Annotated in this window: 7 protein-coding genes; 5 read left to right on the forward strand and 2 right to left on the reverse strand. The window is 73.2% G+C overall.

Annotation, left to right across the window (positions count from 1 at the left end):
• Positions 1-278: 278 nt before the first annotated feature.
• Positions 279-1,247 carry a TIGR03557 family F420-dependent LLM class oxidoreductase gene (locus tag ACJOT3_RS28745; RefSeq protein ID WP_406976257.1) on the reverse strand — a complete coding sequence of 323 codons (969 nt, stop codon included), beginning with the start codon at positions 1,245-1,247 and terminating at the stop codon, positions 279-281.
• A 139-nt stretch (positions 1,248-1,386) separates the two neighbouring features.
• Between ACJOT3_RS28745 and ACJOT3_RS28750 the strand changes: the two genes are divergently transcribed.
• Complete coding sequence (locus ACJOT3_RS28750; RefSeq protein WP_406976258.1) at positions 1,387-2,043, forward strand: pyridoxine/pyridoxamine 5'-phosphate oxidase; 657 nt, start codon at positions 1,387-1,389, stop codon at positions 2,041-2,043.
• Here the strand turns inward: ACJOT3_RS28750 and ACJOT3_RS28755 are convergent.
• A complete protein-coding gene (locus tag ACJOT3_RS28755; RefSeq protein WP_406976259.1) occupies positions 2,040-2,645 on the reverse strand; it encodes a TetR/AcrR family transcriptional regulator in 606 nt (201 codons plus the stop codon). The two genes, ACJOT3_RS28750 and ACJOT3_RS28755, sit on opposite strands and share 4 nt — an antisense overlap.
• Before the next feature lie 73 nt (positions 2,646-2,718).
• On the opposite strand from ACJOT3_RS28755, the gene ACJOT3_RS28760 reads away from it, so the two are divergent.
• From ACJOT3_RS28760 to glgX, 4 genes are all read left to right on the forward strand, one after another.
• Positions 2,719-3,870 (forward strand): alpha/beta hydrolase, encoded by a 1,152-nt coding sequence (locus tag ACJOT3_RS28760; protein WP_406976260.1) that lies wholly within the window; start codon positions 2,719-2,721, stop codon positions 3,868-3,870.
• Positions 3,871-3,913: 43 nt separating this feature from the next.
• Positions 3,914-4,804: an SDR family oxidoreductase gene (locus tag ACJOT3_RS28765; protein WP_406976261.1), complete on the forward strand. Its 891-nt coding sequence runs from the start codon at positions 3,914-3,916 to the stop codon at positions 4,802-4,804.
• Between the two features lie 141 nt (positions 4,805-4,945).
• Positions 4,946-6,577: an acyl-CoA dehydrogenase family protein gene (locus ACJOT3_RS28770; RefSeq protein WP_406976262.1), complete on the forward strand. Its 1,632-nt coding sequence runs from the start codon at positions 4,946-4,948 to the stop codon at positions 6,575-6,577.
• A gap of 418 nt (positions 6,578-6,995) precedes the next feature.
• Complete coding sequence (gene glgX / locus ACJOT3_RS28775; protein WP_406976263.1) at positions 6,996-9,164, forward strand: glycogen debranching protein GlgX; 2,169 nt, start codon at positions 6,996-6,998, stop codon at positions 9,162-9,164.
• Positions 9,165-9,228: the final 64 nt, after the last annotated feature.

Below are 9,228 nucleotides of genomic sequence, written 5' to 3' on the forward strand. Positions count from 1 at the left end.
GTCCGGGCTGGGGCCAAGGCCCCGGGTCGGGTGGGCAACCCCCTGCGGCGGGGGAGGCGCAACGCCCTCCGGCTGTGGCCAAGGCCTCCGGACAGGTGGGAAACCCCCTGGAGCCGGAGGAACCGTTCCCCGCGCGCCCGTCAGGGCCGCGACCCCGAACAGGCCGCCCCCGCACACCACAGCGTTAACAGGACATGCGTGCACCCACCCCCCGGCCGAGGCCCCGGGCAGGTGGGCACCCCCCGGAGCCAGGGCCGGAAACCTCCGGGCACCTCACCCTAGGAACCCGACCCGGCGGGCCTCAGCTCGGGGAGCAGGTTCTTCTCGGCGTAGGCGAGGAAGTCGTCCACGTCGGCGCCCGCGTTCATCAGCACCAGGTGGTCGAACCCGGCCTCGGCGAAGGTCCGGACCTGCTTCAGGTGCTCCTGCGGGTCCGGGCCGGCCGACGCCATCCGCCGCATGTCCTCCGGGGTGGTGAGCGCGGCGGCGGCCTCGAAGTTGATCGGGTTCGGCAGCTCCGACATCACCTTCCAGCCGCCCAGGCCGAACCGGAACCCCTCCCAGGCGTTGCGCAGGGCGGTCTCCTCGTCGTCGGCGACGGCCAGCGGCACCTCCACGTACCGCGGCCCCTCCCCGCCCGCGTCCGTGTAGGCCTCCACCAGTCCCGGCTCGGGCTCGGTGGCGAACAGCCCGTCGCCGAGTTCGGCTGCCAGGGCGGCGGCCCGCTCGCCGCCCGCGGCGACGATGATCTCGGGCGGGGTCTCGGGCAGGTCGAAGACCCGCGCGTCGTCCAGGGTCAGGTACTCCCCCTCGAACGACCGGTAGCCCCCCGACCACAGCAGCCGGATGATGCGCAGCGCCTCCCGCAGCATCGCGTGCCGGGCCGTGACCGACGGCCAGGCGTCGCCCACCACGTGCTCGTTGAGCCGCTCGCCCGAGCCCACTCCGAGGAAGTGCCGGCCGCCCGACAGCACGGCCGTGGTGGCCGACATCTGGGCGACGACCGCCGGGTGGTACCGCATCGTCGGGCAGGTCACCCCGGGGCCGATGCGGATGCGTTCGGTGGCCTGGGCGATGGCCGCCAGCACCGACCAGGCGAAGGGCGAGTGGCCGTGCTCGAACAGCCAGGGGTGGTAGTGGTCGCTGATCTCCACGAAGTCGAACCCGGCCTCCTCGGCGCGTACCGCCTGGCGCACCAGCTCGGGGGCTTCGTACCGCTCGGCCATGAGCTTGAACCCGATCTCCACGATGGCTCCTCTCCCGTCGGGTACCGCACGGGTGCCACTGCCCGGCCCGGAAGAGGGGACACCGGGTTTGAGGGAGTTTTGGGGCGCCGTTTCTGTGCCCGGTCCGTATCGTGGGGTCCGCCGATCCGAGAGGAGACCCATGTCCGTCCGGGACCTGCTGCGTGGCCTGCCGGTGTTCGCCGGGGAACTGCCCGGGTTCGACCCGGCCGCCGCGCCCGACGACCCGATCGCGCTGTTCACCGCCTGGTTCGAGGCGGCGGTGGCCGCCGGGGTGTCCGAGCCGCACGCCATGGCCGTGGCGACCGCCGACGGGGCCGGGGCGCCCTCGGCCCGGGTGGTGATCCTCAAGGACCTCACCCCCGAGGGCTGGTGGTTCGCCACCACCACGACCTCGGCCAAGGGCCGGGAGCTGGCCGCGGACCCGCAGGCGGCGCTGCTGTTCCACTGGCGCGAGCAGGGCCGCCAGGTGCGGGTGCGGGGCCTGGCCGAACTCGCCTCCCCCGAACGCTGCGCCGCCGACTTCCTGGCCCGCCCGCCGGAGTCCCGCGCCGCCGGGCTGCACGGCCGCCAGAGCGGCCCGCTGTCCGATCCGGCCGAGCTGGACCGGGTGTTCGAGGAGAGCCGGGCCCGGGTGGAGGCCGACCCGTCCCTGGCGCCCGACGACTGGGGCCTGTACCTGGTCCGCCCGGTCGAGGCGGAGTTCTGGCAGGGCTCCCCCGACCGCCGCCACGTGCGCCTGCGCTACCTGCGCGAGAGGCCCGGGGGTCCCTGGGAGCGGGGACTCCTCTGGCCCTAGCGGGATCGGGTGATCGCGGCGACGGCGGCGTCGACCGCCGCGCGCTGCGGTGCCAGGGAGGCGCCCGGGGGCTGGCGGACGGCGGTGATCCAGACCCCGTCGACGAGCACGAGCAGCAGTTCCACCGCCGCCTCCGGGTCCAGGCCCGGGGCGAGTTCGCCCTGTTCGGAGGCGTAGGCCAGGGCGGCCCGCAGTGCGGTGCGCGTGCGGGCGTCCAGCTCGGCGAGGGTGCGCGCGAAGTCGGGGGCCAGGGCCGCCCGGGCGTAGAACGCCGCCCACACCCGGGCCTGCGCCCGCCGCTCGTCGTCGGTGGGCAGCAGGTCGAGCAGGACGGCGCGCAGCCCCTCGGCGAAGGTCGCCCGGCCCGGACCGACACGGACGCGGGAGAACCGCTCCCCGACGGCCGCCACGGTGTCGTGGAAGGCGAACGCCAGGAGTTCGTCCTTGGTGGCGAAGTCGCGCTGGACGGCCCCCGCCGACAGCCCCGCCTCGGCGGCGACGGTGCGGATGCTCACGCCTTCGAGTCCTTCGCGGGCGGCGATGCGCCGCAGCGCCGCGGCCACCTCGCGGCGGCGCGCGTCCTTGTCGACGTACTTGGGCACCGGCCCATTGTGGCACGCGCCCCGATTGGATACAGTCGTATCAATACGATTGTATCGACCGGAGGGTCCCCGCATGGTCCGCCTCGCCTGCCTCCTCCTCTCCGGGGCGGCCGCCCTGCTCGTCACGGCGGCGATCGCGGTGGTGCTGCTGCCACCGCCCTCCTGGGAGTTCTGGCAGTACGGCCTGCTCACCCTGGAGTTCGCGCTGTTCCCCGCCGCGGTCGCGGCGCTGGGCCTGCTCCTGGCCCTGGCCGGGCGCGCCTCCCGTCCCCGCGTCGCCGCGGTCCTGGCCGCCGTCAACGCGGTGGCGCTGACCGCCGCCCTGGTCCCGCCCGCCGCCACCTGGCGGGCCGCCCGGCAGGCCGGCGCCCCCGTCTCCCTGAACGGCTACACCGACGGCCTGGCCGTCTCCGCCGACCGGGAACCGCTCACCCTGGTCTACGCCTCCCCCGGCGGCGAGGACCTGGAGATGGACGTCTGGCGCCCCCGGGAGCCCGCGGACGGACCGCTACCCGTGGTGGTCAACGTGCACGGCGGCGCCGAGGACCTCCCCCAGAGCCTGCTGCCGCGCTGGGACACCTGGCTGGCCGACCGGGGCCACGTGGTCTTCGAGGTCGACTACCGGTTCTTCCCCGACGGCGACGGGACCGCCGCCGTCGCCGACGTGCGCTGCGCGCTGGGCCGGATCCACGAGGAGGCGGCCGGGTACGGCGGCGACCCCGGCCGCATCGTCCTCACCGGCCAGTCCGCCGGGGGCCTGATCGCCCTGCTGGCCGCGTACACCCCCGCGCGGGACATCCCGCCGAGCTGCCCCGTGGGGCACGTGCCGGTGGCGGCCGTCGCGGCCTGGTACTCGGCGGCCGACGGCACCGCCGACGCACCGCCCTACCCCTGGCGGCTGCGCCGCTCACCCCTGGCCGCGGAACTGGACCGGGAGAGCGAGCGGATGACCGGCGGCGATCCCGCGCTGTACACCGCGATGTCCCCGCTGCACCACGTCTCGCCCGACGCCCCGCCCACGCTCCTCATCACCGCCGGGCACGACCTGTTCCTGGAGCCCGAGGACAACCGCCGCCTGGCCGCCCGGCTGGCGGAGGCGGGCGTGGAGCACCGGCTGGTGGAGATCCCCTGGGCGGAGCACATGTTCGACCTCAACTGGGGCGGCCTCGCCTCGCAGTGGGCCCGCCACGAGCTGGCCGGGTTCCTGGACCGGCACGCCGGGTGAAAACCCGGTGCGGAGCGCGGCCGCGGTTCCTAGGATCGCGGCCATGACGAACTCCGGACACCTCCCGCTGCACGGACGCACCGCCCTGGTCACCGGGGTCTCCCGGCGCAGGGGCATCGGGTACGCGATCGCCGCCCGGCTGGCCGAGCTGGGCGCCGACCTGTTCATCCACCACCACCGGGCGCACGACGCCGACCAGCCCTGGGGCGGCGACGACCTCGACGAGGTGCGCGCCGGGCTGCGGGCGGCACAGCGTCCCGGCGCCGCCTTCGGCGACCTGGGCCTGGACCTGGCCGGACCGGACGCCCCCGAACGCCTGGTGGCCGCCGCCCGGGACCTGACCGGCTCCCTCCACGTGCTGGTGTGCAACCACGCGCGTTCGGGCGGGGACGGCTCCCTGCTGGACATGACCGCCCAGAGGCTGGACGGCCACTGGGCGGTCAACACCCGTTCCACCCTGCTGCTGACCTCGCACTTCGCGCGGGCGTTCAGTGGTCTGGAGGAGGCGCCCGCGGCCCGGCCCGGGGACCGGCGGGAGTTCGCCGGACCGCTGGACGAGCACGCGACCGGCCGGGTGTTCTGGACGACCTCCGGGCAGATCCACGGCCCCATGGTGGGCGAGGTGGCCTACGCGGCGAGCAAGGCGGCGCTGGCCGGGCTGACCGCCACCGCGGCCGCCGAACTGTTGCCGCTCGGGATCGTCCTCAACACGATCGACCCGGGGCCGGTGAACACCGGCTACCTGGACCCCGGGTCCACCGACCGCGACCCGGCGCTCATCGAACAGGTGCTGGCCGCCACCCCGTTCGGGCGGTTCGGGCACCCCTCCGACCCGGCCCGGCTGGTGGGCTGGCTGGCCTCGGACGAGGGCCGCTGGGTCATCGGCCAGGTCATCTCGACCGACGGCGGCTTCTCGCTGGGTCTGGGCCGCTGATCCGGAGGCCGGTCCGGCGGCAGATCCGGAGGCCGGTCCGGCGGCCCCAGCGGAACCGAACCTGATTCTGTTACCCCTGGTCGTGACGGGATAGGATGCGCGGCACCCGGCCGCCTGCGAACAGGAACGGAAAAGTACGCCATGCCCCCGACACACGAGGTGTTCAACCAGGCCGCCCCGCTCGGTGACTACAACGCCGCCGACGACCCCGCCCTGCTGGAGGGTGTGCGGCGCGAGGGCGCCGCCTGGGCCGAGCCCGAGGTCCGCGAGGTCGGCGACGCCGCCGGAACGGAGCGGGTCCGCTCCTGGGGCGAGTCCGCCAACGCCTACCCGCCCGTGCTGCGCACCCACGACCGCTACGGGCACCGCATCGACGAGGTCGACTACCAGCCCGCCTACCACGTCCTCATGGACCAGGCCGTCGAGTTCGGCCTGCACGCCGCGCCCTGGGCCGACGAGCGGCCCGGCGCCCACGTGGCGCGGGCCGCCAAGTTCTACCTGTGGTCCCAGCCCGAGGCGGGCCACGGCTGTCCGATCTCCATGACCTACGCGGTGGTCCCCGCGCTGCGCCACGCCCCGGAACTGGCGCAGCGGTACGAGCCGCTGCTGACCTCCCGCACCTACGACTTCGGGCTGCGCGCCCCGCACACCAAGCGCGGCCTCATCGCGGGCATGTCCATGACCGAGAAGCAGGGCGGCTCGGACGTGCGCGCCAACACCACCCGCGCGGTGCCCACCGCCGAGGGCCACCACCTGCTCACCGGGCACAAGTGGTTCACGTCCGCGCCGATGAGCGACTTCTTCCTCACCCTGGCGCAGGCGCCCGAGGGGCTGAGCTGCTTCCTGGTGCCGCGGGTGCTGGAGGACGGCACCCGCAACCGGCTGCACGTCCAGCGGCTCAAGGACAAGCTCGGCAACAAGTCCAACGCCTCGGCGGAGCTGGAGTACGACGGCGCGGTCGCCCACCTGGTGGGCGAGGCCGGCCGCGGGGTGCCGACCATCATCGAGATGGTCAACAGCACCCGGCTGGACTGCGTCATCGGCTCGGCGTCGGGCATGCGGGCGGCGCTCACCCACGCCCTGCACCACGCCGAGCACCGGTCGGCGTTCGGGAAGCGGCTGGTGGAGCAGCCGCTCATGCGCAACGTGCTGGCCGACCTGGCGCTGGAGTCGGAGGCGGCCACGGCGCTGATGACCCGCCTGGCCGGGGCGGCGGACCGGTCGGTGCGCGGCGACGAGGCCGAGACCGCGTTCCGGCGGCTGGCCGTGGCCGTGAGCAAGTTCTGGGTGACCAAGCGCCAGCCCGCGCACGCCGCCGAGGCGCTGGAGTGCCTGGGCGGCAACGGGTACGTGGAGGAGTCGGGCATGCCGCGGCTGTTCCGGGACTCCCCGCTCAACTCGATCTGGGAGGGCTCGGGCAACGTGGCGGCGCTGGACGTGCTGCGCGCGATGGGCCGCGCCCCCGAGTCGGTGGAGGCCTTCTTCGCGGAGCTGGAGGCCGCACGCGGGGTGGACGACCACTACGACACGGCCGTCAAGCGGCTGGAGCAGACCCTGGGCGACCTGGAGGAGGTGCAGTACCGGGCGCGGTCGGTGGTCGAGCTGATGGCGCTCACCCTCCAGGCGTCGGTGCTGCTGCGCCACTCCCCCACCCCGGTGGCCGAGGCGTTCACCGCCTCCCGGCTGGGCGGCGAGTGGGGGCACGTGTTCGGCACCCTGCCGCGGGGTGTGGACACCGACCTGATCCTGGACCGGGCCCGGCCCGGGGCCTGAGGCAACGGGGCCTGACACCCGGGGTCTGAGGCCACGGAGCCTGAGACCACAAGGCCCGAAGTCACGGGGCCGCGCCGTTCCCCGCCGGTACGAAAGGGAACCGCGTGGCCCCTGCGGTGTTCTTCGTGGACCCGGTGGCGGGTCCCGTCTAGAATTCGTCTCCCGGGCCGCCGCACAAATCACCGGAAATCATGATCTCCACCGGTTCGACCCCCGGCTCGGGACGGCCGATGAATGATCATCGGTCCAGTTCGGCATACTTCTGCGGTCGGAGCGGAAGAAAGAAGTCGTCACAACACGACCATCCGCTTTCGGACCATCGCCGGATCGTCCGCGCACCCGCCCGCACTGGGAGCGCTCACGGACGAACCGCCCGATACCGCACGAAAGCCCCGAGACCAAGAGACCGATAACGCCTATGGTGGAAGTCTGGCCAGGTAGTTCCTATCCTCTGGGTGCGACCTACGACGGGTCCGGTACCAATTTCTCCCTCTTCTCCGAGGCCGCCGAACGGGTCGAGTTGTGCCTGTTCGACGACGACGGCGAGGAGACCCGTATTGCCCTGACCGAATATGACGGATTCGTCTGGCACGGATACCTTCCCGGTATCGGCCCGGGTCAGCAGTACGGGTACCGCGTCCACGGTCCTTACGCACCCGAGCACGGACTGCGCTGCAATCCGAACAAACTGCTCACCGATCCCTACGCCAAAGCGCTGAACGGCAATCTCACCTGGCACGAATCCCTGTTCAGCTACCACTTCGCCGACCCCGGCCGCAAGAACACCGCCGACAGCGCCCCCTACGTGCCCAAGTGCGTGGTGGTCAGTCCGTTCTTCGACTGGGGCAACGAGTCCCGGCCGCGCACCCCGTACCACCGGACGGTGATCTACGAGGCGCACGTGCGCGGGTTGACCATGCGCCACCCCGGCATCCCCGAGCACCAGCGGGGCACCTACTCCGGGCTGGCGCACCCGGCGATGATCGACTACCTCACCTCGCTGGGGGTGACGGCGGTCGAGCTCATGCCGGTGCACCACTTCGTGCCCGAACACGCCATGGTGGCGCGCGGGCTGACCAACTACTGGGGGTACAACACCCTCGCCTTCCTGGCCCCGCACAGCGGGTACGCGGCGCGCGGCTCGCGCGGGCAGCAGGTCCAGGAGTTCAAGGCGATGGTCAAGTCGCTGCACGAGGCGGGCATCGAGGTCCTGCTCGACGTGGTGTACAACCACACCGCCGAGGGCGACCACATGGGGCCGACCCTGTCGCTGCGGGGCATCGACAACCTCAGCTACTACCGGGTCAGTGACGAGGACCAGCGCTACTACCTCGACTACACCGGGTGCGGCAACAGCCTCAACGTCCGGCACCCGCACTCGTTGCAGCTCATCATGGACTCGCTGCGGTACTGGGTCCTGGAGATGCACGTGGACGGGTTCCGGTTCGACCTGGCGTCGGCGCTGGCCCGGGAGTTCCACGACGTGGACCGGCTCAGCACGTTCTTCGACATCGTCCAGCAGGACCCGGTGATCTCCCAGGTCAAGCTGATCGCCGAACCCTGGGACGTGGGCCCGGGCGGCTACCAGGTGGGCAACTTCCCGCCGCTGTGGACCGAGTGGAACGGCAAGTACCGCGACACCGTGCGCGACTACTGGCGGGGCGAGCCGGTGCTGGGCGAGCTGGCCTCGCGGCTGTCGGGGTCCAGCGACCTCTACCAGGACGACGGCCGCCGGCCGGTGGCGTCGATCAACTTCATCACCTGCCACGACGGCTTCACGATGGCCGACCTGGTCGCCTACGACCACAAGCACAACGAGGCCAACGGCGAGGACAACCGCGACGGCACCGACGACAACCGGTCCTGGAACCACGGGGTGGAGGGCCCCACCGAGGACCCGGCGATCATCACGCTGCGCCGCCGCCAGGTGCGCAACTTCCTCACCACCCTGTACCTGTCCCAGGGGGTGGTGATGCTGTCCCACGGCGACGAGGTGGGGCGCACCCAGGGGGGCAACAACAACGCCTACTGCCAGGACAACGAGATCTCCTGGATCGACTGGAAGGCGGCCGGTCTCGGCGAGGGGGAGGAGCCCGAGAACGACCTGCTGGACTACGTCCGCGAGCTGGCGCGGCTGCGCCGGGAGCACCCGGTGTTCCGGCGCCGGCGCTTCTTCCGGGGCGGCCCGGTGGAGGGCGGCGGCACCGCGGCCGCCGACGACCGGGAGGGGCTGCCCGACATCGCCTGGCTGCGCCCGGACGGGCTGCCGATGAACGGGGGCGACTGGAACGCGCCCGGGCGCGCCCTGGGGGTGTTCCTCAACGGGGACGCCATCACCGAACCGGATCCGCGGGGGAGGCGTATCCGGGACAGCTCGTTCCTGCTGCTGCTCAACAGCGGCGCGGACGCAGTGGACTTCACGGTGCCGGGCACCGAGTACGGGATGGCCTGGGAGACGGTGCTGGACACCGCCGAGCCGGACGTGCTGGACCGGCCGTTCGTCGCGGCGGGCGGCCCGGTCCGGGTCATCGACCGGGCGCTGGTGCTGCTGCGCCGGGTGTCCCACCGCACCGCCGGGGGGAGCTGACCGAGCGGGTCCGGGCGGGCGGCCGGGGCGGACGCCCCCGCCGTCGCCCTGACCCGGCCGCGGC

Origin of the sequence: Nocardiopsis protaetiae, assembly GCF_045446735.1 — a bacterium.
GTDB classification, from domain to species: domain Bacteria; phylum Actinomycetota; class Actinomycetes; order Streptosporangiales; family Streptosporangiaceae; genus Nocardiopsis; species Nocardiopsis protaetiae.

Coding starts and splice junctions, on each gene's coding strand:
- ACJOT3_RS28750 (WP_406976258.1), top strand. CDS start 1,387: ATGTCCGTCCGGGACCTGCTGCGTGGCCTGCCGGTGTTCGCCGGGGAA.
- ACJOT3_RS28760 (WP_406976260.1), top strand. CDS start 2,719: ATGGTCCGCCTCGCCTGCCTCCTCCTCTCCGGGGCGGCCGCCCTGCTC.
- ACJOT3_RS28765 (WP_406976261.1), top strand. CDS start 3,914: ATGACGAACTCCGGACACCTCCCGCTGCACGGACGCACCGCCCTGGTC.
- ACJOT3_RS28770 (WP_406976262.1), top strand. CDS start 4,946: ATGCCCCCGACACACGAGGTGTTCAACCAGGCCGCCCCGCTCGGTGAC.
- glgX (WP_406976263.1), top strand. CDS start 6,996: ATGGTGGAAGTCTGGCCAGGTAGTTCCTATCCTCTGGGTGCGACCTAC.